Below are 21,941 nucleotides of genomic sequence, written 5' to 3'. Positions count from 1 at the left end.
CCCGGCCCAAGTCGGAAGAAGCGGTTGACCCATGCAGTTCCACAAGTACGACGTGGTGATCGTCGGGGCCGGTGGCGCGGGGATGCGCGCGGCCCTGGCGGCCGCCACCGAGGCCGGGCACGCGCCGCGCACCGCGGTGCTCACCAAGCTGTACCCGACCCGGTCGCACACCGGCGCGGCCCAGGGCGGCATGTGCGCCGCGCTGGCCAACGTCGAGGAGGACAACTGGGAGTGGCACACCTTCGACACGATCAAGGGCGGTGACTACCTGGTCGACCAGGACGCCGCCGAGATCATGGCGAAGGAGGCCATCGACGCCGTCCTCGACCTGGAGAAGATGGGCCTGCCGTTCAACCGGACGCCGGAGGGCCGGATCGACCAGCGCCGCTTCGGCGGGCACACCCGCAACCACGGCGAGGCCGCCGTGCGCCGGGCCTGCTACGCGGCCGACCGCACCGGGCACATGATCCTGCAGACGCTGTACCAGAACTGCGTCAAGCACGGCATCGAGTTCTTCAACGAGTACTACGTGCTCGACATCTGCCTCACCGAGACCGAGAACGGCCCGGTGTGCACCGGCGCGGTCGCCTACGAGCTGGCCACCGGTGAGCTGCACGTGTTCCAGGCCAAGGCCGTGGTGTTCGCCACCGGCGGCTTCGGCAAGGTCTTCAAGACGACGTCCAACGCGCACACCCTCACCGGTGACGGCATGGGCATCATCTTCCGCAAGGGCCTGCCGCTGGAGGACATGGAGTTCTACCAGTTCCACCCGACCGGCCTGGCGGGCCTGGGCATCCTGCTCACCGAGGGCGCCCGCGGCGAGGGCGCGATCCTGCGCAACGCCTCCGGCGAGCGGTTCATGGAGCGCTACGCCCCGACCATCAAGGACCTCGCGCCCCGCGACATCGTCGCCCGCTCTATGGCGCTGGAGGTCCTAGAGGGCCGCGGCGCGGGTCCGAACAAGGACTACGTGCTGCTCGACTGCACCCACCTGGGCGCGGAAGTACTGGAAACAAAGCTGCCCGACATCACCGAGTTCGCGCGGACCTACCTCGCGGTCGACCCGGTGAAGGAGCCCGTCCCGGTTTACCCCACCGCGCACTACGCGATGGGCGGCATCCCCACGAACATCCACGGCGAAGTGCTGCGCGACAACGACAACGTGGTCCCCGGGCTGTACGCGGCCGGGGAATGCGCGTGCGTATCGGTGCACGGCGCGAACCGGCTGGGCACCAACTCGCTGCTGGACATCAACGTGTTCGGCCGCCGCGCGGGCCTCGCCGCCGCGGCCTACGCCGCCAACCACGAACTGCTCGACCTGCCGGAGGAGCCGACCACCAAGGTCGCCGACCAGGTCGCGCTGCTGCTGTCGGACCACGGCAAGGAACGCGTCGCCGACATCCGCACCGAGTTGCAGGCCACGATGGACGCCAACGCCTCGGTGTACCGCACGGAGGAGACGCTCAAGCAGGCCCTGCACGACGTGCAGGCGTTGAAGGACCGCTACGCGCACATCTCCGTGCAGGACAAGGGGAAGCGGTTCAACACCGACCTGCTGGAGGCCGTCGAGCTCGGCTTCCTGCTGGAGCTGGCCGAGGTCTTGGTGACTGGCGCGCTGGAGCGCAAGGAGTCACGCGGCGGCCACGCCCGCGAGGACTACCCCAGCCGCGACGACACGAACTACATGCGGCACAGCATGTTCTACAAGCAGGGCGACGGTCTCAAGAGCGAGATCCGGCTGGACTACAAGCCGGTGACCTTCACCCGGTACAAGCCCATGGAGCGGAAGTACTGATGACTGCGGCTACTGTGACCCAGGCCTCCGCCGGTTCCCGGGGCGACCAGCCGCCGGTACCCGACGGCGCGATCACCGTCACCGTCAAGATCATGCGGTTCAACCCGGAGCTGGACTCCGAGCCGCGCTGGGAGTCCTTCGGCGTCCCCGCGCTGCCCACCGACCGGGTGCTGAACCTGCTGCACTACGTCAAGTGGTACCTCGACGGCACGCTGACCTTCCGCCGCTCTTGCGCGCACGGCATCTGCGGCTCCGACGCCATGCAGATCAACGGCGTCAACCGACTCGCCTGCAAGGTCCTGGTCAAGGACCTGATGGCGGGCGGCGGCAAGCACACCACGATCACCGTGGCGCCGATCAAGGGCCTCCCGGTGAACAAGGACCTCTTGGTCGACATGGAACCCTTCATGGAGGCGTTCCGCGCCGTGAAGCCGTTCCTCATCACCTACGGCAACGAGCCCACTCGTGAGCGGATCCAGTCCGCCACCGACCGCGAACGCTTCGACGACACCACGAAGTGCATCCTCTGCGCCTGCTGCACCACGTCGTGCCCGGTGTTCTGGAACGAGGGCAGCTACTTCGGCCCCGCCGCCATCGTCAACGCCCACCGCTTCATCTTCGACTCCCGCGACGAAGGCTCCCAGGAACGCCTGGACATCCTCAACGACGCCGAAGGCGTCTGGCGCTGCCGCACCACCTTCAACTGCACCGACGCGTGCCCACGCGGCATCCAGGTGACCAAGGCAATCCAAGAGGTCAAGCGCGCCCTGCTGTTCCGCCGCTGAGTTCTTGCCACCCCGAGGCCGTGCGCTCCTGCTTGGACCGCACGGCCTCGGCGCGTGTACGAGGTCCCAGGTTCCCTGCCGCAGGCGGGTGAACCACTGACGTCTCGCCGGATTCCGCCAAGTTCCGTTGTCGCCCCGGCATTCCCCACCCGAGGAGCCACGCGATCTGACACCCTCCCCTCGACCCGGAGGGGGTAGCGGTGAGCCAGCCGAGGGACAGCAAAGGACGTTGGACCAAGGTCAGGACCGGGGCCGGAGTAGCCGCTGCGGGCACGGTGGCGGCGCTGGTCATGGCGGGTGTCGATGGTGGCGCGGCGGGAGTCGCGGCGGAGTCGGCGTCCGCGGCGGAAGACGCGGCGGCGCAGCAGGTCAAGTCCGACCGGGCTGGGCGGAAAGCCAAGTCCGACCAGAACTGGCGGAAGGTGAAGGTCCGCCAAGTCCGGGAGGCCGCCGAGCACGCCCTCGACTGCGCCATCAACTCCTACGGCCAGGTGCGCGACTTCTTCCTGCGCAACCCGTGCGCCGACCTGGATCGGACGTTGTTCACCCTGGTCGACCCGGCCGGGAACCAGTTCGTTGTGTCGGTGTCCTGGGTGCGGATGCGGCGCACCGGCGACGTGCGCGACCTCAAGCGGCTGATCGACCAGTACGGCACGGGCAGTGTGAAGTCGATCGGGTTTGACCTGCTCAAGAGCCAGGGTATCCGGTACCCCGGCGACCCGTTCCGGTCACGGGCCGCCAAGGATGTGCTCGTGGTCGCCGAGGGGGCGGTGGTCTCGGGGCATCCTGACCCGGCGCTCTACCGGACGGCGGTTGACCTTGCGGCGGAGTTGCCGGTGTAGAGGAGGGCCGCTCCCGGGGCATGGGAGCGGCCCTGGCCTCAGTTCACCTCGTCCAGGACCCACAGTTCGGTGTTGCCGGTGTGGTACTCCGCCCCCACGCTCCCGTCAGTGTGGGCGGAGAGGTGGCGGAGGTCGGACGTGGTGACCAACGTGTACGGGCCGGCGTGTTTGAAGGACCAGTCCTGGCCGTCGGCGCCGGTAGGGCTAACGGTCACTGTGCCGTCGGCGTTGTCGGTTAGGGAGAAGCCGTTGGCGTTGATGCGGTAGGCGCCGTTAGAGCCGTCGGACAGGGTCCAGCGGGTGCTGGAGGTGTTGCAGGTGCCGGTCGTCGCGGGCCCGTTGTCGTTGAGTAGGCAGCCGCCTGTTCTGTTGCGGAACTGGTAGTGCGTGGTGTCAGCCGACGCCGGTATGGCGGTCAACAGGGTTAGGGCGACGGCGAATGCGAGTGTCTTCATGGGACTCAAGGATTGTCGTCAACCGGCGGGAAAGCCCTGACCGTCACCCCATCGGGCTGGACACGAGTTCCCACACCTGGTCGTCGCCACCGCTGGGTGTGGTGACGCTGAGGGAGCCGTCGCCCATGTTGGTGAGTTGGTCGCCGTTCGCGTCGGTCAGGGTGTAGCGGTCCGGGCCGAACGGGGCCTTGGTCCACGCCTGCGCGTCGGTGCCGTCTTGGGGGACGGTGGCGACCGCTCCGTCGCCGACGCTGGTGAGGGCGTTGCCGTTCGCGGTGACGGTGATCAAGCCCTGCCTGCTCTGGACCGTCCAGAGCGACGTGTCCGCCGTGCAGTCCCCGAGCATCGCCGTGTCGGAGTCCACGCAGCCACCGGCCGGGCTCACGAGCCGGTAGGTGCCCGGGTCGGCCGACGCGGGCGTGACGACGAACAGGGTCATGGCGGTCGCCGCGGTGATCATCGCTGTCTTCTTCATGGACAAGGCGTAACCCACCAACCCGGTCCGCAACCGCACCCGCCACCCCATCCAGCGGACTACACCCGGCCGATCGACCCCGGTTACACCGTCTGTCCGTCCACAGGCGACAAAACGCGGAACTCGATGCCCGCGGCCACCAATCGGTGGATCAGCTTGTCCCCCATGGCCACCGCTGTGGTGAGTTGGCCTGCCACGGCGGGCAGTTCGTCGAACGCCAGGCACAGCGCGGACTCCGCGAGCATCTTCGACGTCTCGTCGTAGCCGGGGTCACCGCCCGCGATCTCGGTGACGACCCGCTCGCCGCCGCCGGTGCCGATCAGGGTGACCTTGAACCACGACCGGGCGCGCTGGGCCGCGTCCGGGCCGTCGCCGGACTTCTTGCGGTCGAGCAACCACCTGCGGACCGGCGGGACCTGCGCGAGGCCCATCAGGCCCAGACCGGCACCGGCGAATCCCAGCGCCGAGGGCAAGCGCTTGACCGCCAGGTGGTGGCCGTAGCTGAAGTCCGGGCCGTAGCGGTCCAGCGCGCGAGCGGACCGCAGGACGATCTGCGGGTCGATCGTCGGCAACGGCACCGCCCAGCGGCCGATCTCGGCGACCCGCCCCGGTCGCCCCCGACCGCGCACCCGGCGTTGCGGGCGCGGCTCCACCTTCTTGCGCTCCGCCGCGGCCTTCTGCATCTCGCGCAGCCGCGAGAACGCGGTGATGGTGGACTGGAACGTGCCGCCCGAGAAGCTTGCGGACACGGCGAAGTAGCAGTCGACTGTCAGCGGTACCCCGACCGGTAGCTGCTGCACGGTGTAGAGCACGCCGAGGTCATAGGGGATGGAGTCAAAACCGCACGCGTGCACCAACCGTGCCCCGGTCTCTACCGCCCGTGAGTGGTACCGCAAGTAGGTGCGGTCGACGAACTCGGGCTCCCCGGTCAGGTCCACGTAGTCGGTGCCCGCTTCCGCGCACGCGCCTACCAGCACGTCGCCGTACTCCAGGTAAGGGCCGACGGTAGTGATGACGACCCGGGTGGCCTCCGCGACGGCGGCAATCGACGCCGGGTCCGTGACGTCCGCTGTGAGCGTCTCCACGTCGACGCCGAGCCGGTCCCGCACCGCCGCCAGCTTCGCCGGGTTCCGACCCGCCAGCGCCCACCTCAGCCCCTCGGGCGCGTGCCGGGCGAGGTATTCGGCGGTGAGCTGACCGGTGAAGCCGGTGGCGCCGAACAGCACGATGTCGAACCTGCGACCGGTGGGCATGGCCACACCCTACCCGCCGGTAACCGGGTCGGGCTCGTTCACCTCTTCAGCGGCACGGGGCCGCGCCCGCCAGCCGATGACCCCGATCACGGTCCCGAACAGCAGCGACACGGCCGTGAGCACGGCGTGCACCACGAAGAACGCCGTCGGTCCCGGCGCGAACGAGCGCGGGTCGACCCAGACGTTGCGCAGGAAGACCGGCCAGATCACCCAGGACCAGACGCCGAACAACAGCAGGAACAGCGCCGACCGACGACTCAGGCTCATCCGGGCAGTATCCAGTCGCCGACCCCGGTGCCCACGTGTGGGTGATAGGCCGGATCGTGGCCGGATCGTGACGGGTTCTATCGTGCAGGGGTGCGCTTCGCAGCCCGCAGGACCGTGACCGCTCTCCTCGTCTCGTTGTGCGCCCTGCTCCTCGGCGCCCTCCCGGCGGGCGCGCAGCCTGCCCAGCGCAAGGCCCAGCAGCAGACCGACGCCGCCAAGACGCCGACCACCCCCCAGTGCCAGAACCACGACCGCCCGCCGCCGCCGGTGGACACCTCGGAGGAGCCCAAGCCGGGCAGCACGACCCCCGAGGCGCTGCCGGTGCCGAACGAGCCCGTCGGCGGCACCCGGATGGGCGAGTGCGGCGTGGTCACCCCGACCGGCGCCAAGGCCGCCATCGCCGGTGACGTCACCTCGGCGTCCTGGGTCATCGCCGACCTGGACACCGGCGACGTGCTGGCCGCCAAGGACCCGCACGCCAGGGAGCGGCCCGCCTCGCTGATCAAGACCCTGCTGGCCGTGGTGGTCATCCGCGAGCTGCGGATGGACGAGGTCGTCGTCGGCACCCAGGACGACGCCGCCCAGGAGGGCACCAAGGTCGGCGTCGGCCCCGGCGGCCAGTACACCGTCCGCCAACTGCTGTTCGCCCTGCTCATGCGCTCCGGCAACGACGCGGCGCACGCGCTGGCCGTGAAGCTCGGCGGCATGGACGTCGCGGTGAAGAAGATGAACGACCTGGCCAAGGAGCTCGGCGCGCTGGACACCCGGGCCGCCACCCCGTCCGGCCTGGACGGGCCCGGCATGAGCACCTCGGCCTACGACCTGAGCCTGGTCTTCCGCGCCGCGATGAAGCACAAGGAGTTCGCCGAGGCGGTCGCCACCAAGTCGCTGGACTTCCCCGGGTACGGCACCAAGCCCGGCTACAAGGTCATCAACGACAACAAGCTGCTCGGCAAGTACGCGGGCTTCCTCGGCGGCAAAACCGGCTTCACCGACGACGCCCGGCACACCTACGTCGGCGCCGCCGAACGCGGCGGCAAGCGCCTCGTGGTGGTCCTCATGCGCGGCGAGCTGAACCCCAACCCCCTCGCCGACCAGGGTTCCCGCCTCCTCGACTACGGCTTCGCGCTGACCGCCGAAGGCACCAAACCAGTCGGCGTCCTGGTCGACCACGCCCCCGAGGCCCAGCCCAAGCAGGACACCGGCCTCGGCACCTCCAGCGCGGCCCCCCAACAGCAACAGCAGCCACCCGCCGGCCAGTCACCCACCGAAGCCCTCCCCCCAGACGCCCAACGCTCCGCCTTCGGCAACTACGGCGCTCCCCTGGTCGGCTTGGCAGGACTCGGCATCCTGATCTCGTTCGCGATGTGGGTCCGCCGCAAACGCGCCCGCGCGGCCCGCACCGCCCGAGCCAAGGCGGCGGGCTAGCAACCCGCCGGTTCACGCCTTTTCCCAGGTCAACGCCCTACCGACACACCCGGGATTCATCCTTCTCGGCGACGGAAGTTATCCACAGGAGAACCCCTCCGTCAGCCTTGTCAAGATCCACTGTCGGTGCCCACCGGTAGACTGGCATCGAGGGCTGCCCCCGGGAGGGTGGGGGCCGCCCTGTGGGGTGGCGGGGTGGCGGTGTCAAGTGGTTGTGGTGGGGATCAGGCGGAAGTGTGAGGCGGGGGTGCGCGGCCGGCGGCGGGGGGCGGAAGGCGGCGCGCAGGGCTACTTGCGGCGGCGCCAGGCCAGGCCGAGGAGGGCGCCGAAGCCGACGAGGCCGAGGACTTCCTTCGCGCGGGGGGTGCGGGTCACCTCGATGGTCGGCCGGATGATGGCGGGGGCGGGGGCCGGTGGGGGCACGACGGCGATGTTCTCCTTCGCCGTCGCGGCCCAGGCGGTGATGAACAGGAGGAAGCGGGACACCAGGTTGGCGAACACCAGCAGACCCACGATCGGACCAACGAGCGACCCCAACGGACCCTTGATCACGACGCTCAGGTAGATCGACCCGACGAGCTTCAGGATCTCGAAACCGATCGCCGCGGAAAGGGCGCCGCGGACCGCGCTCTTGGCGCTTACCCGTTTGCGCGGCAATCGCGCGATAACCCACAGGAACACGAGCCAGTTCGCCGAGATCGACAGCAGTGTGGCGATCACGAACAGGACAACTTTGGCCCAGCCGTAACCGCCGAGTCCGATCGCGTCGAGCAATGTGTCGGCCAATCCGCCGCCGATCGCGCTGAGGCCGAAAGACACCGCCATCGCGGCGCCCAAACCGAGTAGCGCCAACAGGTCGAGGACCATTCCGCGCAGGAACGGCGGCGGTTCGAGCTTGTGCCCCCACTGCGCGGTGAGCGCGTCGCGCAGGTTGCTCATCCAGCCGAGACCGGTGTACGCGGCGGTCAGCAGGCCGATGATCCCGACCTTGCCGCGTTCCAGGATGGCGGCGTTGACGAGGTCGTCGAGGATGCTGCGGATACTGCTCGGCGCGGCGCTGATCAGGCTGGCCCGCAGGTCGTTGAGGGTGTCCGGTTGACCGGCCAACACGAAACCGAGGATCGACACGCCTATCAGGGTCAACGGGAACAATGACAGCACGCTGAAGTACGTGATCGATGCGGCGAAGTGGTTGCCGTAGCGTTCGGTGAACGCGTCGTAAGCCCGGATGAGGTGGTCGATCCCCGGCCGCCGGGCGCGGAGGCGGGTCAGCCAGGACTCGTTCTCGGTCACCACGGAAACTCTAGCCGCCCACGGCGGCGCCGCAACGCGAAAGATCGACAGTCGGGCGCGGGATTCCGCCCGGCCAATCGCCCGGACGGGGGGTGTTTGGCCGGTGTTCGGGTGATGATCGTTCTCCCCCGGGGCCATCCGGCCCTAGCGTCGGCGGAATCCGTCTTCCGCACCGACCCCGTTTCCGGAAAGGACCCCGATGACCCACACCCTCCAGGGCGTCGACGTCGCCGACCTGGTCCCGTCGCTGGGCGCCCAGCACACCGTGTCCGTGACCAACAACTCCACTGTGGACGGTCGGAACGCCGTGCTGTTCCAGGGTTCGCCAGGGCTGCTGGACAGCGCCGTCCCGATCGCCTGGCTGGCCCGGCTGTCCCGACCCGGCACCACCGTCACGCTCGACTGGACCCTGAGCTACTGCTTCGTCATGGGCAGGCAGGGCAACCTGCACGACGGCGTCGACTACGGCGCCGCGGGTGTGCTCGACGCCCGGCTCTCCCGGTACAACGTGGCGGGGTTGTCCTACCGCGCCGGGAACTTCGCGTTCCGCCGCGAGTCGGGCAGCCACCCCGACGGCGTGCTCGCCGTGTTCGAGGACGACACCGTGCCCGGATCGGGCGCCTACCGGCGGGGCTGCGTCGGCATCGGGATGGACGGGCGGGCCACCTTCGTCGCGCCGACCGAACCGGGGCGGGACCTGACCTTCGACCCGCACCCGGAGTACTGGCTCACCCTGGCCCGCTACGCCGCGGGCGCCGTCGTCGACCCGGCCGCCACCCGCGCGGTGCGGCTGAGCTTCCCCGGCGGCAAGACCAGGGCGCACGCCGAGTACAACGGCACCACCTGGACCATCGGCTACAGCTGACCCGGCCGCGGTGGCGTGGAGTCGGGGACCGGCCGCCGGGCCCGCTGGACCAACCGGCGGATTGCCCGGACCGTCCCAAGGTGACAGGTTCCGTGTGCGCCTGACCGGCGCGGACCCGACTCCCCACGCCTGCTGGAGGTTGCTGTGCACAGACCTTCCCGACTCCGCTTACTCGGCGCCGCGGTGGTGATCGCCACGGCAACCGGCCTGGCGACCGTCGCGGGCCAGGCGTCGGCGGCCCCCGCCCCCGCGCCTGCCGCCGCCGAGGGTGGGGCGCACTTCGTGGTGCTCGGTGACGAGGGCCACAACCTGTCCCAGGTCGAGCGGGCCGTCCGCGACGCCGGTGGCGCCGTGCTGCAGAGCTGGCCGCAGATCGGTGTCGTCGTCGCGACCTCGCCGAACGCCGACTTCGCCGCCACCGTCCGCGGCAAGCGCGGCGTCCGCGGCGCCGGTGCCACCCGCAACCTGGTCGAGCTGGCCGCGACCCCGCCCGCCGCGCGGATCTCCGCCGCCGAGGCGAACAACGTGCGCACGCTGGAAGCCACCCAGGCCGTCATCACCAACGGCGGCAAGGGCACCCCGTCCGACGCGGGCGACCCGCTCAGCGTCAACCAGTGGGACCTGAAGGCGATCAAGGCCGACCAGGCGCACAGCAAGTCCCTCGGCAGCCGCGACGTGGTCGTCGGCGTGCTCGACTCGGGCATCGAGGCCACCCACCCCGACCTGGCGCCGAACATCGACGCGTCCCGCTCGGTCGGCTGCACCAACCAGGGCGTGCCGGACACCAGCCCGGCCGCGTGGGCGCCCACCACCAGCGACCACGGCACGCACGTCGCGGGCACCATCGCCGCCGCCAAGAACGGTGTCGGCGTGGTCGGCATCGCGCCGAACGTGCGGCTCGCCTCGGTGAAGGTCGTCGACGACGGCGGCTTCATCTACCCCGAGTACGCCATCTGCGGGTTCGTCTGGGCCGCCGAGCACGGCATCAAGGTCACCAACAACTCGTACTTCATCGACCCGTGGTACCTCTGGTGCCGCACCGACGCCGACCAGCGCGCCGTGCTCACCGCGGTCACCCGCGCGGTCGACTACTCCGCGCACCGCGGCGTGGTCAACGTGGCCGCCCTGGGCAACAGCAACTGGGACCTGTCGCACGACATCACCGACTCCGGCAGCCCCGACAACGGCACCCCGGTGCCCCGCGAGACCGGTCGCGAGTGCCTGAGCATCCCGGCCGAGATCGACGGCGTCGTCGGCGTGTCGGCGACCGGCGCGACCAACCAGAAGTCGTACTACTCGAACTACGGCCGCACCGAGACCGACGTGGCCGCCCCCGGCGGTGACGCCAAGGTCATCCCGAACACCCCCGACGCGAACGGGCGCATCCTGTCCACCGTCGTCGGCGGCGGCTGGGGCTACAAGCAGGGCACCTCGATGGCGTCCCCGCACGCTGTCGGTGTCGTCGCGCTCATCCGCTCGACGCACAAGAACTGGTCCGCCGACCGCGTGATCGACGAACTGCGCGACGACGCGGACCGCCTCCCCTGCCCGCCCGGCGGCACGTACGACCCGGACGGCACCGGCGTGTGGAAGGCCACCTGCGAGGGCGGCAACTCCGGCCGGGGCTTCTACGGCAGCGGCCTGATCGACGCGCTCGACGCGGTGCGGTAACTGTCTTTCCGAGGCCGGGCCCCTCCTTTTGTTCGGGGGGCTCGGCCTTTCTTAAACCTCGGCCTGAGACCGACGCGGCGCGGGCACCTTCAACGGCCCGACCACCTGCGCCACCTTGGCCGCGGCCTGCTCAGCGGCCAGCGCGATCCGCGCCTCGGCCTTCGCCACCTTCCGCCGCCGCACCAAACCCACGGCGAACCCGCCAACCCCGACCACGACCGCCGCGATCCCCACGGGACCGGCCACCGAGAACGGGACACTGCTCTCCACAGCTCCGCTGTCCGCCACCGCGACCTGCGCGGACCCCGCGACCAACACCGCGGAAACGGACGCGGCCGCCGCTATTCGCGGCCCCAACCCACGCGCGTTCACGAATCGACACCACTCGACACAGCTGTACCGTCCCTCGACTGGACTAGCACCATCGGCCAGGTCCCCGGAACCCGCGACCGATCGTGGCGGCATGACCGCACGTTCGGCTGACAAGCCCCGAGACTAGCCCCCACCCCGGCAGGTCGCGGCACGGGGTTACCGATCATCAGGAACCCAACTGGCAACGGGATTCCGCGCCTGCGTCCGAAAACCGCCGCCCGACCAGCAGAACAGCGCGTATCCAACCAACCGCGCCCGGTAGCCCTCACGCACCCCACGCTCCACCCACACGGGTGACTAGGGGCGCTGTGCGATGAACGGATCACCGTGGTCGAACCGCACACCGCGGAAGTCGGCGGCACGCCCGAAATCCGCCCCCTCGACCACCACCGGCCCCGCGAAGCGCGCGTCGCTGACGTCGACCGCGTCGAACACGGCACCGGCGAAACTCACCGGGCCGGAGAACTCCGCGTCGGACAGCTCGGTCTCCCCCCGGAACGACGTACGGGCGAAGCTGACCGGCCCCGCGGCCTTGGCCTCGTTGAACCACGAGCCACCCGCGAACACGACATCGTCGAAGGTCGCGGACGAGCCGAAACCCGCCTCGGAGAAATCGGCGTGGCCACCGACCTCGCTACCGGTGAAATCGGCCCGCGCCGCGAAAGCGGCATCAGCGAAGTCGAAAGCGTCCTTGACGGTCACCCGCTCGAACCGCGCCTCGCCCTCGAAGACAGCACCGTCGAAGTACGCGCAGTGGTCGAAAACCGCGTCGTCACAACGGAAATAGCCGTGGACGACCGTGCGGTCGGCCAACAGGTAGTCCACGTGGCAACCACTGAGATCGACATCGACGAGATCGGTGAACTGCAAGTGGAGGCTGAGCCCCGGCCAGAACCGGGCCGGGTCCCGAGGCCGCACGTGCCGGGTCAGCACCCCCTGCGCCGCGGCCCTGACCTCGTAGTCCAGCCGCAACTCGACCGGGTCGAACCGCTCCGCGACCGACAGATCGATGAGCTTGTTCGACATCTCCCGCACCCCCGGCCCCGACGAACGCAAGTAGTCGGCCAACACATCCACGACGTGCTGCCGAAACCGCGGATCCCCCTGCCCGAGGTCCTCCAAAGCCGAGACAGCCCCCCGCCGCTCCCCGACGTCCGACGCCCCCAACCCCTTCGCCGCGGCCTTGAACAACTTCCGCCCCGCCCACCCAAACTCCATGGCCGAGGACGCTAACAGCGCACCCACACCACCGGAGCCAAAACGATCTCCAACGTCCTCGGCCGAACAGGTCCCCGGACATTCCGCTCGACGACGAGGACATCCACCCGGCCGGTCGCGGGAGTGAACTCCACACCAAGCGCCAGCCCGGACAGATCCAGTCCCGGCGACCTCCCCAGCTTGTCCATCCATCTCAGCCCAGGCAAAGTGGCCAGCCGCACCAGATCCAGATCCAGAACCAGCCCGCCCTCCGCACCCCGAGTTATCCACATCCCCCGACGTTGTCCACAGCGGGCGAGCGCGCCTGTTTTCGCAGCTCAACACCGGTAGGCTGGCATCGAGGGCCGCCCCCGGGAGGGTGGGGGTCGCCCGTAGGGCGGGGGTGGGGTGGGTGGCAAGCGGTGGGGGGTGGGTTCGCTCGATCGGGTGGCGGAAGCGTCGGGCGCTGAGCTGCTTGAGCAGCGCGAAAGCCGCGGCGGCGTTCCACAGGGCAGGCGCGGGGGTCAGGCTGCGTAGAGCGTTTCTTGGTGGCCAGGACTCGCGCGCTGAACCGGTGGCGGAGGTTGGTGATCTCCCTGGACGAGTTCGTGCACGGGCGCTACGACTCGGTGGGGGTGCGGGGCCAGTCGAAGGACACTGTGACGGGGGCGTGGTCGGACCAGCGGTCGGCGTAGGTGGGGGCGCGGTCGACGGTGGCGGTGGTGGCGTGGTTGGCGATGCCGGGGGTGGTGACGACGTAGTCGATGCGCCAGCCGGAGTCGTTGTCGAAGGCTTTGCCGCGGTAGGACCACCACGTGTACGGGCCGGGGCCTTCCGGGTTGAGTTGGCGGAAGACGTCGCGGTAGTCGGCTTCGGTGAAGACTCTGGTCATCCAGGCGCGTTCGCCTGGGGTGAAGCCCGCGTTCTTGCGGTTCGCTTTCCAGGCTTTCAGGTCGATTTCCTGGTGCGCGATGTTCCAGTCGCCGCAGACGAGGACTTCTCGGCCGTCGGTGGCGGCTTTGGCGCGCAGCTCGACCAGGTACGGCAGGAACGTGTCCATGAAGCGTTCCTTCTGGTCCTGCCGCAGGGTGCCGACCTCGCCGCTGGGCAGGTAGACGCTGGCGACGACCAGGCCGGGCAGCCACGCCTCGACGTAGCGGCCGCTGGCCTCGAACTCGGGGACACCGAAGCCGACCTGGGTGGCCTCGAACGGGCGGCGGGAGTAGACGGCGACGCCGTTGCGGCCGCGCAAGAGGGTCGACTCGGCGTGCACGACATGCCACCCGTCGGACAGTTCAGCCGGCAGTTCGGTGGCAGCGGCGCGGACTTCCTGCAGGCACACGACATCGGCCTCGGTGGCGGCGAGCCACTCCACGAAGCCCTTTTTCGCCGCGGCGCGCAGGCCGTTGACGTTGACGGTGGCGACGGTCAGCACCGCACCACCATAGATCTATCCGCAGTCGCGGCCTGCGAGTGGCTTCAGGAACTCGTTCGACGCCCAGCGGTTGTCGCCGAGTTTGCGGAAACCGTTCTGCACGACCTTGTCCGCGTCGGCCTCGGCGCCGTTCTTGTACTTGCCGACGATGCCCGCTTTGGCGTCCGGTGCCGCCCGCACGTTGAGGACGTCGGCGGTGACCGTCATCCGGCAGTTGCTGACGTTGCCCGCGGGCGTGGTCGCGGACTGGCCGTTCGGCGGATCGACCCCCATCGAGTAGATGATGGCGACGGCGACGAGGCCGCCCCCGATCAGCAGGGTGCCCTTCGGCAGGATCACGGCTCACCCTCCACGGCGCGCGGACAGCACTCCACCACCGTCTCGCACCTGTCCCCCCGCCCGCCAGTACCCGTGGCCCGAACCACCCACTGGAGCCAACCGCGGCAACCCAGCGTCACGGGTGCGCGATCATGACCCCCTCGGCGCTGCCGTACCGGTCGTGGACCATCCCCCCGGTCACCCACGGCCACGTCCTGCGGACCCTCCCGGCCACCGGTGACCTCGTCCTGTCCGGTCTCGGCGGCGTCGCGATCGATGGCTGCTGGTCCTCGATGACGTCAACGACCCGAAGGACCTGACGGGCCTGTGGCCGCTGACAGGCACAACGGGCAGGCTCCTCGTCACCACCCGCCGCAACGAGCCCGTCCTCCGCGCCCAGGGCCGCCAACTCGTCCCCCCTTCGACGTCTTCACCGTGCCCGAGTCCCGCTCCTACCTACGTGACGACCCGGATCTGCCGAACCTCGCCGACCTGCTCGGACACCTACCGCTCGCGGTGGGCCAGGCAGCCGCGCACATCTCCCTGCGCCCAGGCATGACCGCCGGTGACTACCACCCGGAGGTCACGGTCACCGAGTTCAACCTGTTGTATTGGCAGAAGCGGGCCGAAACGTGAAGCGGCCCCGCACCTGGGGTGCGGGGCCGCTCACACGAAGACGGACTCAGCCTGCCATCTTCTTCTGCAGGTTCTCGTCCAGGGTGCCGAGGAAGTCCTCGGTGGTCTGCCACTCCTGGTCCTTGCCGACCAGCAGGGCGAGGTCCTTGGTCATCCGGCCGCTTTCCACGGTCTCGATGACGACCTTCTCCAGGGTGTCCGCGAAGCCGGTGACCTCGGGGGTGCTGTCCAGCTTGCCCCGGTGGGCCAGGCCGCGGGTCCAGGCGTAGATGGAGGCGATCGGGTTGGTGGAGGTCGGCTTGCCCGCCTGGTGCTGGCGGTAGTGCCGGGTCACCGTGCCGTGCGCGGCCTCGGCCTCGACGGTGCGGCCGTCCGGGGTGGAGAGCACGGAGGTCATCAGGCCGAGGGAGCCGAAGCCCTGGGCGACCGTGTCGGACTGGACGTCGCCGTCGTAGTTCTTGCAGGCCCAGACGTAGCCGCCTTCCCACTTGAGGGCGGCGGCGACCATGTCGTCGATGAGGCGGTGCTCGTAGGTGAGGCCCTTGGCCTCGAAGTCGGCCTTGAACTCGGCCTCGAACACGGCCTGGAAGATGTCCTTGAAGGCGCCGTCGTAGGCCTTCAGGATGGTGTTCTTGGTGGACATGTACACCGGGTAGTCGCGCTGCAGGCCGTAAGCGAAGGACGCGCGCGCGAAGTCCTCGATGGACTTGTTGTAGTTGTACATGCCCATCGCCACGCCGCCGTCGGGGCCGTAGTTGGTGACGACGTGCTTGATCGGCTCGGAGCCGTCCGCGGGGGTGAAGGTGATGGTGAGCTCACCGGCGCCGGGGACCTTGAAGTTGGTGGCCTTGTACTGGTCGCCGTGCGCGTGGCGGCCGATGATGATCGGCTTGGTCCAGCCGGGCACCAGCCGCGGGATGTTGGAGATGATGATCGGCTCGCGGAACACCACGCCGCCGAGGATGTTGCGGATCGTGCCGTTCGGCGAGACCCACATCTTCTTCAGGCCGAACTCCTCGACCCTGGCCTCGTCCGGGGTGATGGTGGCGCACTTGACGCCGACCCCGTGCTCCTTGATGGCGTTGGCCGCGTCGATGGTCACCTGGTCGTCGGTGGCGTCCCGGTGCTCGATGCCCAGGTCGTAGTACTCCAGGTCCACGTCCAGGTAAGGGTGGATCAGCTTGTCCTTGATGAACTGCCAGATGATCCGGGTCATCTCGTCGCCGTCGAGTTCGACGACCTTCCCCTGGACCTTGATCTTGGCCATGAGCCGCGGTGCTCCTCTCGCCTTCGACACCCGCTAAACGGTACAAGCGTACTGCTACCTGGGTGGGCCGCGCCTGTGGGCACGGTCACCCGGATCGTAGGCCGTCAAGGTATCCTGACACCCATGTACGACATGGACCTCCCGGGGCACCGCGGCGCCGTCGTCGACCTGCGCCCGCACTGCGACTGCGGCTGGGTCGCCGACCGGCACTTCCCGAGCGCCGACGAGGCCACCGCGCACTGGTTCCGGGAGCACGCGCTGCCGTTGGTGGAGGCCGAGCCGCCGTCCTGGCTGCTGGTCAAGTCGGACGTGCTGCGCGAGCAGGTGGAGGAGCTGATCCGGACCCGACCCGAGGTGGCGCTCAAGCTGCTCACCGAGATCGAGTCCTGGCACCGCCCGCTCACCGAACGCGCCGTCGCCGCCGCCCGCACCAGCGGGGCCTCCTGGAACGACGTGGGCCAGGCGTTAGGCGTCACCCGGCAGGCCGCCCACGAACGGTTCCGCCACCTGAGCTGACCGCCACTCGTCGGCGAGCAGCGCGTAGACGAGTTCGTCGGTCCACCGACCCCGCACGTACTCGTTGCGCACGAAGTGAGCCTCCCTGCGCATCCCGAGCCGCTCCGCCACCCCGGCGGACGCGGTGTTGGCACCGTCCAGGCGCGCGATGACGCGGTGCATGCCCAGGTCTTCGAACGCGACGCGCAGCATCTCCCGGGCGGACTCGGTGGCGTAGCCGCGGCCCGCGTGATCCGGGTGGAAGATGTACCCGAGTTCCACTGTCCGGTGCTCTTGGCTCACCAGATGCAACCCCACATCACCGAGCAGTTCCCCAGTCGCCGCAAGGGTTACCGCCAGCACGAGCCGGTGGTGTTCGAGGTCCACTGCGGTCCACGACAGCCGGTCGGCGAGCGCCTCTTCCACCTCTTGCCGCGTGCGCGGACCCCAGTACAGGTAGCGGGTGACGTCCTCGCGCGACTGGATCCGCCACAGCGCGTCGAGGTCGTCGGCGGTGAAGAGGCGGAGAACCAGTCGGCGGGTCGTGATCGGAAACGTGGGTGGTGGCATCGTGCTGATCCTAAGGTGGTCGACGTTTGCCGTCGTTCGAGTTTCCTTGGGGGTGGCCGGTGTCGACCGGTCCAACGCACGCGATGAGCGGGTTGGCGGCGTGGGCGGCGGTGACCGCTCTCGCCGATGGCAGCGCCATTGGGAGCCTGTCCGCGAAGGGGTGGCTGGTCGGGGCGGTCCTGTCCGCCGGTGCGGCCCTCTTACCCGACCTGGACCACCCCGAATCGACCGTGTCGTCGACGTTTGGTCCTATCACGCAAGCGGCTTCGCAACTGCTGAACGGGATTAGCCACGGCATCTACCGGTTCACCCGCACCAAGCACGACGCCAACCGCGACGGCGGTCACCGGGGCCTCACGCACACCCTGGTGTTCGCGGTCATCGCGACCGTGGTGACGACGGCGATCATCCAGACCAGCCGCTCGTGGGCGCTACCGCTGCTGATGTTCTTCTTCTGCGGGTTGGCCGTGCGCGGCATCATGCACAAGTGGTCGCCCCGGCATGACGCGCTCTGGATCACCGGCACGTCCCTGGTCCTCACCTACGCCTGTCTGCGCTGGACGGACCAGACGACCGCCGACGCCGCCGCCTGCGGTGTGGCCGTTGGCATCGGGTGCGTCGCGCACTACATCGGCGACGCGATCACCGAGCAGGGCTGCCCGATCCTGTGGCCGGTGCCGATCGGCTGGAAGACGTGGTACCCGGTCGCGCCGCCGAAGATCTTCCGGATCCGCACCGGCGGCCGGGTGGAGATGAGCCTGGTCGGGCCGCTGCTCACGCTGATCGCGCTGTGGATGTCCGCGATCGCCCTGCACCACGCCGGTGTGCTGCCGGTGCTCGACCACATCCCACTGGAGCCCTGGGCGAAGTCGTGAAGGAGGCCCGACCCCACCACCCCGCGCGGTCGGGGCCGGGCCGGTCCCTCAGCCGGGGTGCGCCCCCACGGCGTCCCGGATCCGCTCGCCCAACCGCTCGTCCGCGGTGCGGGCGCAGTGCGCGCAGCAGTAGAACCGCCCCTCCACCTCGACCCCGTGGCCGAGGATGCGGCAGGCGCACTGCTCGCACACCGGCGCCAGCTTCGTGATCGCGCACTCGAAGCAGTCGAAGGTGTGCACCTGCCCGCTGACCGTCCGGACCTCGAAAGCCAGCCAGTAGTCGTTGCCGCAGGTGTCGCAGATCGCCATGGGGGCACTCCTTCCGTCCCCCCGCACCCTGCGCCCAGCCCGGCGGGTCGGCAACCCGGGACGGCGTTCCCCCGGCCAACCCGCACGATCGAGTGGATCTCAGCCGCCGTTGGGCGCCTTGGCGAAGTTGTCGATCATCAGGGTGCCGTTCTGCTGCACGAACACGTAGACGTACGGCTCCTGGGTGACCCGGTTCTTCTTGGTGGTGAACCGGATCTGGGCGGCGACCTTGTTGCCTTGGCCCTGCGCGGTGACGACCTCGACGGCGGTTAGATCCTGGTAGAAGTTCGCGAACTCGTCGTACCCGTGCGACTTGGCGCGGGCGCGGTCGGTCAGCAGCGCCCACGCGGCCTGCGGGTTGCCCGGCAGGAGCGAGTAGTAGTTGCGCAGCGCGGCTTCGAGGTCCGCGGCGGACGGACCGGTCGTTGTCGGCGTGGCGCTCGTGGTGGTCGGTGTCGACGTGGTCGTGCTCGTCGTCGACGTGGTGGTGGTGCGTGACGCGGCCGTTGTCGCCATCGGCTCCAGAGTCGTCGTCTCTGAGGTCGTGGAGCTGGCGGCGTTCGCGTTGTGCTTGCTGCCGACCAGGCTCGCGACCAGGATGCCGATCAACGCGGCGGCCACGATCGCCAGGATCGTCAACAACACCGACCGCACATCGCGCTTCTTGTTGTCCGGCGCGGGAGCGGGCGCGCGCTGCACGCCACCGGCGGGCGTCCGCGGGCCGTAGTTGCGCGGCGGACCGACGGGACCGCCGAGCCCGTTCTGCATAGGAGGCTGCTGCTGCCGCATCGGACCGGACGGGGTGGGCTCCGCGAACGGGTTCACGTCCAACCTGGTGCCACCGGCGGGAACCGCGGGGCGCTGCGGCATCGGCGCGGGCACCGTCCGCTGGTTCAGCATCGCCACCGACGGCAGCGGCTTGCCCGCCGCGACCGCGGCCAGCGCGTCCTTCGCCGCCGTCATGGTCGGCCGCTCGGTCGGGTCGGCGCGCAGCAACTGCATCAACAGCGCGGTGAGCGGGCCGGCCTGCCGCGGCGGGGTGACCTTCCCGGCCGCCACCGCGTACAGCAGCGCCAGCGTGTTCTCGGACAGGCCGAATGGCGAGTGCCCCTCGACGGCCGTGTACAGCGTCGACCCGAGGGAGAACACGTCCGCCGCCGGCGTCGGCGCCTCACCCTTGGCGACCTCGGGCGCCAGGTAGGCCGGGGTGCCCGCCAGCATCCCGGTGGCGGTGACGGTGATGTCGCCGGTGGCCCGGGAGATGCCGAAGTCGGTGATCTTGACCGTGCCGTCCTCGCCGAGCAGCACGTTGGCGGGCTTGACGTCGCGGTGCACGATGCCCGCCGCGTGCGCCGCCACCAGGGCCGCCGCCACCTGGGTGCCGATCCTGGCCGACTCGACCGGGGGCAGCACCTCGCGCTCGTTGAGCACCGTCGCCAGGCTCTTGGACGGCAGGTACTCCATGATCAGCCACGGTTCGCCGTCGTGCTCGGCCACGTCGTAGACCGTGATCGCGTTCGGGTGCGCCAGCCGGGCCGCGATCCGGCCCTCGCGCATCGCCCGCAGCCGCGCCTCCTCGGCCTGCTCCTCGGTCAGCCCCGGCTGGGAGAGCAACTGCTTCACCGCGACGGTGCGGTGCAGCCGCTCGTCCCTGGCCTGCCAGACCACACCCATGGCGCCGCTGCCGATGCGCGCGCCGAGCCGGTAGCGGCCGGCCACCAAGGTCTGCTCGCTGGTCATGTGCTGCGACTCCTGGCTCAGGGGGAGGGTGTCGGGCTCGAGGTCGTGTTGTTGCCCTGGGTGGTCGTCGTGGTGGTCGGGGTGGCGGTGGTCGTGGTCGTCACCGTCGTCTTCGTCGGGGTCGTGGTGGTGGGCTCGACCGTGGTGGTCGTCGGTGGCGGGGTGGTCGTCTGGCGCGGCTGGGCCGAGGTGGGCACGACCGGCTTGGTGGTGTGCTCGACCTCGGAGGGCTCGGCGCTGGTGGTCGGCATGACCACGGTGCTCTGCGGGGTGTTGATCGAGCCCGGGTTGTCCACCTTGTCGGTGCCGCTCTTGCCGTTGAGGATGAAGAAGGTACCGACCGCCAGGATGGCGGCGAGGCCGACCCCGGCGACCACCAGCGGCATCCGCGAGCGCGGCGGCAGCGGCGGCGGGGCGACCGGGGACTGCCTGCCGGAGACCGGCCTGCTGGTCCCGGTGCGGGCGGTGCGGCCGACCAGGGCGGTCGGGTCGGCGGCCGGGTTGGCCACCAGCCGGGTGCGCGCGTCGGCGATGACCGGGGTCACCGCGGGCACGTCCGGGTCCTCACCGCGGGCGACGGCGGCGAGCATGTCGCGGGCCTTGGCGGCGCTGGGCCGCTCGGTGACGTCGGAGGCCAGCAGCGCGACCAGCACGTCGGTCAGCGGGCCGGACTGCACCGGTGGGTTGATCTTGCCGGAGGCGACCGAGTGCAGCAGGCCGAGCGTGTTCTCCGACAGCCCGAACGGCGGCTCGCCCTCGGTCGCGGCGTAGAGGGTGGACCCGAGCGAGAACACGTCGGAGGCGGCGGACGGGTCGCGGCCGACGGCGACCTCGGGTGCCAGGTAGGCCGGGGTGCCCGCGATCAGACCGGTCTTGGTGACGGTCACGTCGTCGGTGGCCCGGGAGATGCCGAAGTCGGTGATCTTCACCGAGCCGTCGTCGCCGAGCAGGATGTTGCCCGGCTTGATGTCGCGGTGCACGATCCCGACCGCGTGCGCGGCGGCCAGCGCGGCCGCCACCTGGGTGCCGATCCTGGCGACCTCCTCCGGCTGCAGCGGGCCGCGCTCGGACAGCGCGACCGCCAGGCTCACCGACGGCAGGTACTCCATGATCAGGCAGGGCACGCCGTCCTCGTCGACGACGTCGAAGACCGCGATCGCGTTCGGGTGGTGCAGCCGGGCGGCGATGCGGCCCTCGCGCTTGCAGCGGGCCACCGCCTCCTCGGCCTCGTCCTCGGGCAGGCCCGGCGGCAGCAACAGCTTCTTCACCGCGACCGTGCGGCTCAGCCGCTCGTCGACGCCCTGCCAGACCACGCCCATGGCACCGCTGCCGATGCGCCGCTCCAGCCGGTAGCGCCCGGCGACCAGCCGGTCCTCGTCGCTCATCCCGACCGGAACCTCCCTTGCCCGCGATGGCCGCGCGGGCTGTTCGTCATCGGCGCGGTCGCGCGCCACCGGGCACCCCGGCACCGGCTCGGACCCGGGGTTGGCCGACCACCTCAGGCTAGGCGTTCACGCAGCGCGCACGAACGCAGTCCCACCACCACGCGGACGACCCCGAGAACGGCTACATACTGTCACAATCGTACCCCCTATCGG

The 21,941-nt window shown here is 70.0% G+C and carries 24 protein-coding genes; 10 read left to right on the top strand and 14 right to left on the bottom strand.

All coding sequences use genetic code 11. The annotated features are described in order from the left end of the window. Positions 1 to 31: 31 nt before the first annotated feature. The 3 genes from sdhA to H504_RS40965 all read left to right on the top strand — a co-directional run bounded on the left by sdhA (position 32) and on the right by H504_RS40965 (position 3,422). Positions 32 to 1,795 carry a succinate dehydrogenase flavoprotein subunit gene (sdhA, locus tag H504_RS0109025; RefSeq protein WP_026422520.1) on the top strand — a complete coding sequence of 588 codons (1,764 nt, stop codon included), beginning with the start codon at positions 32 to 34 and terminating at the stop codon, positions 1,793 to 1,795. Further along, entirely contained in the window at positions 1,795 to 2,580 is a 786-nt protein-coding gene (locus tag H504_RS0109020; protein WP_035303733.1) for a succinate dehydrogenase iron-sulfur subunit, read from the top strand. Before sdhA ends, H504_RS0109020 begins: the two co-directional genes overlap by 1 nt. Positions 2,581 to 2,780: 200 nt before the next feature. Next, positions 2,781 to 3,422 carry a hypothetical protein gene (locus tag H504_RS40965; RefSeq protein ID WP_026422518.1) on the top strand — a complete coding sequence of 214 codons (642 nt, stop codon included), beginning with the start codon at positions 2,781 to 2,783 and terminating at the stop codon, positions 3,420 to 3,422. Positions 3,423 to 3,460: 38 nt separating this feature from the next. On the opposite strand, the gene H504_RS0109010 is transcribed toward H504_RS40965, so the two are convergent. The 4 genes from H504_RS0109010 to H504_RS0108995 all read right to left on the bottom strand — a co-directional run bounded on the left by H504_RS0109010 (position 3,461) and on the right by H504_RS0108995 (position 5,872). After that, complete coding sequence (locus H504_RS0109010; protein ID WP_026422517.1) at positions 3,461 to 3,877, bottom strand: RICIN domain-containing protein; 417 nt, start codon at positions 3,875 to 3,877, stop codon at positions 3,461 to 3,463. A 43-nt stretch (positions 3,878 to 3,920) separates the two neighbouring features. After that, positions 3,921 to 4,352, bottom strand: a complete 432-nt coding sequence (locus H504_RS0109005; protein ID WP_157440298.1) for an RICIN domain-containing protein — start codon at positions 4,350 to 4,352, stop codon at positions 3,921 to 3,923. Positions 4,353 to 4,435: 83 nt separating this feature from the next. Beyond that, positions 4,436 to 5,605 carry a saccharopine dehydrogenase family protein gene (locus H504_RS0109000; protein ID WP_026422515.1) on the bottom strand — a complete coding sequence of 390 codons (1,170 nt, stop codon included), beginning with the start codon at positions 5,603 to 5,605 and terminating at the stop codon, positions 4,436 to 4,438. 9 nt (positions 5,606 to 5,614) lie between these two features. Then, the gene (locus H504_RS0108995) at positions 5,615 to 5,872 is read right to left on the bottom strand and encodes an SCO4848 family membrane protein (protein WP_026422514.1); all 258 of its coding nucleotides are present in this window, start codon (positions 5,870 to 5,872) and stop codon (positions 5,615 to 5,617) included. A gap of 90 nt (positions 5,873 to 5,962) precedes the next feature. Between H504_RS0108995 and H504_RS0108990 the strand changes: the two genes are divergently transcribed. After that, on the top strand, positions 5,963 to 7,300 hold the full coding sequence (locus H504_RS0108990) for a D-alanyl-D-alanine carboxypeptidase family protein (protein WP_026422513.1): 1,338 nt from the start codon (positions 5,963 to 5,965) through the stop codon (positions 7,298 to 7,300). A gap of 288 nt (positions 7,301 to 7,588) precedes the next feature. Here H504_RS0108990 and yhjD read toward each other — a convergent pair whose 3' ends face one another. Beyond that, positions 7,589 to 8,596 (bottom strand): inner membrane protein YhjD, encoded by a 1,008-nt coding sequence (yhjD, locus tag H504_RS0108985; protein ID WP_026422512.1) that lies wholly within the window; start codon positions 8,594 to 8,596, stop codon positions 7,589 to 7,591. Between the two features lie 196 nt (positions 8,597 to 8,792). On the opposite strand from yhjD, the gene H504_RS0108980 reads away from it, so the two are divergent. Together H504_RS0108980 and H504_RS0108975 are read left to right on the top strand one after the other, a co-directional pair. Continuing rightward, on the top strand, positions 8,793 to 9,458 hold the full coding sequence (locus H504_RS0108980) for a hypothetical protein (RefSeq protein ID WP_026422511.1): 666 nt from the start codon (positions 8,793 to 8,795) through the stop codon (positions 9,456 to 9,458). Between the two features lie 144 nt (positions 9,459 to 9,602). Beyond that, positions 9,603 to 11,129, top strand: coding sequence for a S8 family peptidase (locus H504_RS0108975; RefSeq protein WP_026422510.1), 1,527 nt, complete (start codon positions 9,603 to 9,605; stop codon positions 11,127 to 11,129). A gap of 51 nt (positions 11,130 to 11,180) precedes the next feature. On the opposite strand, the gene H504_RS34025 is transcribed toward H504_RS0108975, so the two are convergent. The 4 genes from H504_RS34025 to H504_RS0108950 all read right to left on the bottom strand — a co-directional run bounded on the left by H504_RS34025 (position 11,181) and on the right by H504_RS0108950 (position 14,472). Next, on the bottom strand, positions 11,181 to 11,501 hold the full coding sequence (locus H504_RS34025) for a hypothetical protein (RefSeq protein WP_157440297.1): 321 nt from the start codon (positions 11,499 to 11,501) through the stop codon (positions 11,181 to 11,183). Positions 11,502 to 11,798: 297 nt separating this feature from the next. Next, complete coding sequence (locus tag H504_RS0108965) at positions 11,799 to 12,719, bottom strand: pentapeptide repeat-containing protein (protein ID WP_026422509.1); 921 nt, start codon at positions 12,717 to 12,719, stop codon at positions 11,799 to 11,801. A 598-nt stretch (positions 12,720 to 13,317) separates the two neighbouring features. Next, positions 13,318 to 14,133, bottom strand: coding sequence for an exodeoxyribonuclease III (locus H504_RS0108955; RefSeq protein WP_026422507.1), 816 nt, complete (start codon positions 14,131 to 14,133; stop codon positions 13,318 to 13,320). Positions 14,134 to 14,148: 15 nt separating this feature from the next. Beyond that, positions 14,149 to 14,472, bottom strand: coding sequence for an SH3 domain-containing protein (locus H504_RS0108950; protein WP_245614126.1), 324 nt, complete (start codon positions 14,470 to 14,472; stop codon positions 14,149 to 14,151). A 131-nt stretch (positions 14,473 to 14,603) separates the two neighbouring features. Here H504_RS0108950 and H504_RS40960 point away from each other — a divergent pair, with 131 nt between their 5' ends. Both H504_RS40960 and H504_RS0108940 read left to right on the top strand, forming a co-directional pair. Then, positions 14,604 to 14,771, top strand: coding sequence for a hypothetical protein (locus tag H504_RS40960; RefSeq protein ID WP_157440295.1), 168 nt, complete (start codon positions 14,604 to 14,606; stop codon positions 14,769 to 14,771). Positions 14,772 to 14,886: 115 nt separating this feature from the next. Next, positions 14,887 to 15,087: a hypothetical protein gene (locus H504_RS0108940; protein ID WP_026422505.1), complete on the top strand. Its 201-nt coding sequence runs from the start codon at positions 14,887 to 14,889 to the stop codon at positions 15,085 to 15,087. 46 nt (positions 15,088 to 15,133) lie between these two features. Here the strand turns inward: H504_RS0108940 and H504_RS0108935 are convergent, their stop codons facing one another. Then, entirely contained in the window at positions 15,134 to 16,354 is a 1,221-nt protein-coding gene (locus H504_RS0108935; RefSeq protein ID WP_026422504.1) for an NADP-dependent isocitrate dehydrogenase, read from the bottom strand. A 123-nt stretch (positions 16,355 to 16,477) separates the two neighbouring features. On the opposite strand from H504_RS0108935, the gene H504_RS34020 reads away from it, so the two are divergent. Then, the gene (locus H504_RS34020; protein ID WP_157440294.1) at positions 16,478 to 16,870 is read left to right on the top strand and encodes a hypothetical protein; all 393 of its coding nucleotides are present in this window, start codon (positions 16,478 to 16,480) and stop codon (positions 16,868 to 16,870) included. Here H504_RS34020 and H504_RS0108925 read toward each other — a convergent pair. Continuing rightward, the gene (locus H504_RS0108925) at positions 16,820 to 17,419 is read right to left on the bottom strand and encodes a GNAT family N-acetyltransferase (RefSeq protein WP_026422503.1); all 600 of its coding nucleotides are present in this window, start codon (positions 17,417 to 17,419) and stop codon (positions 16,820 to 16,822) included. The genes H504_RS34020 and H504_RS0108925 overlap by 51 nt on opposite strands. A 59-nt stretch (positions 17,420 to 17,478) precedes the next feature. On the opposite strand from H504_RS0108925, the gene H504_RS0108920 reads away from it, so the two are divergent. Then, entirely contained in the window at positions 17,479 to 18,294 is an 816-nt protein-coding gene (locus H504_RS0108920) for a metal-dependent hydrolase (RefSeq protein ID WP_026422502.1), read from the top strand. Between the two features lie 48 nt (positions 18,295 to 18,342). On the opposite strand, the gene H504_RS0108915 is transcribed toward H504_RS0108920, so the two are convergent. The 3 genes from H504_RS0108915 to H504_RS34015 form a co-directional block, all read right to left on the bottom strand. Then, complete coding sequence (locus H504_RS0108915; RefSeq protein WP_026422501.1) at positions 18,343 to 18,603, bottom strand: hypothetical protein; 261 nt, start codon at positions 18,601 to 18,603, stop codon at positions 18,343 to 18,345. Between the two features lie 99 nt (positions 18,604 to 18,702). After that, positions 18,703 to 20,343, bottom strand: a complete 1,641-nt coding sequence (locus tag H504_RS0108910; RefSeq protein WP_026422500.1) for a serine/threonine-protein kinase — start codon at positions 20,341 to 20,343, stop codon at positions 18,703 to 18,705. Positions 20,344 to 20,360: 17 nt separating this feature from the next. Next, positions 20,361 to 21,728: a serine/threonine-protein kinase gene (locus tag H504_RS34015; protein ID WP_035303730.1), complete on the bottom strand. Its 1,368-nt coding sequence runs from the start codon at positions 21,726 to 21,728 to the stop codon at positions 20,361 to 20,363. Positions 21,729 to 21,941 lie beyond the last annotated feature (213 nt).

It is taken from the genome of Actinokineospora inagensis DSM 44258, assembly GCF_000482865.1.
In the GTDB taxonomy this organism is placed as follows: Bacteria; Actinomycetota; Actinomycetes; order Mycobacteriales; family Pseudonocardiaceae; genus Actinokineospora; species Actinokineospora inagensis.
Note: the sequence above shows the minus strand (reverse complement) of the source record. Positions and strands in the feature narration are given on the sequence as shown.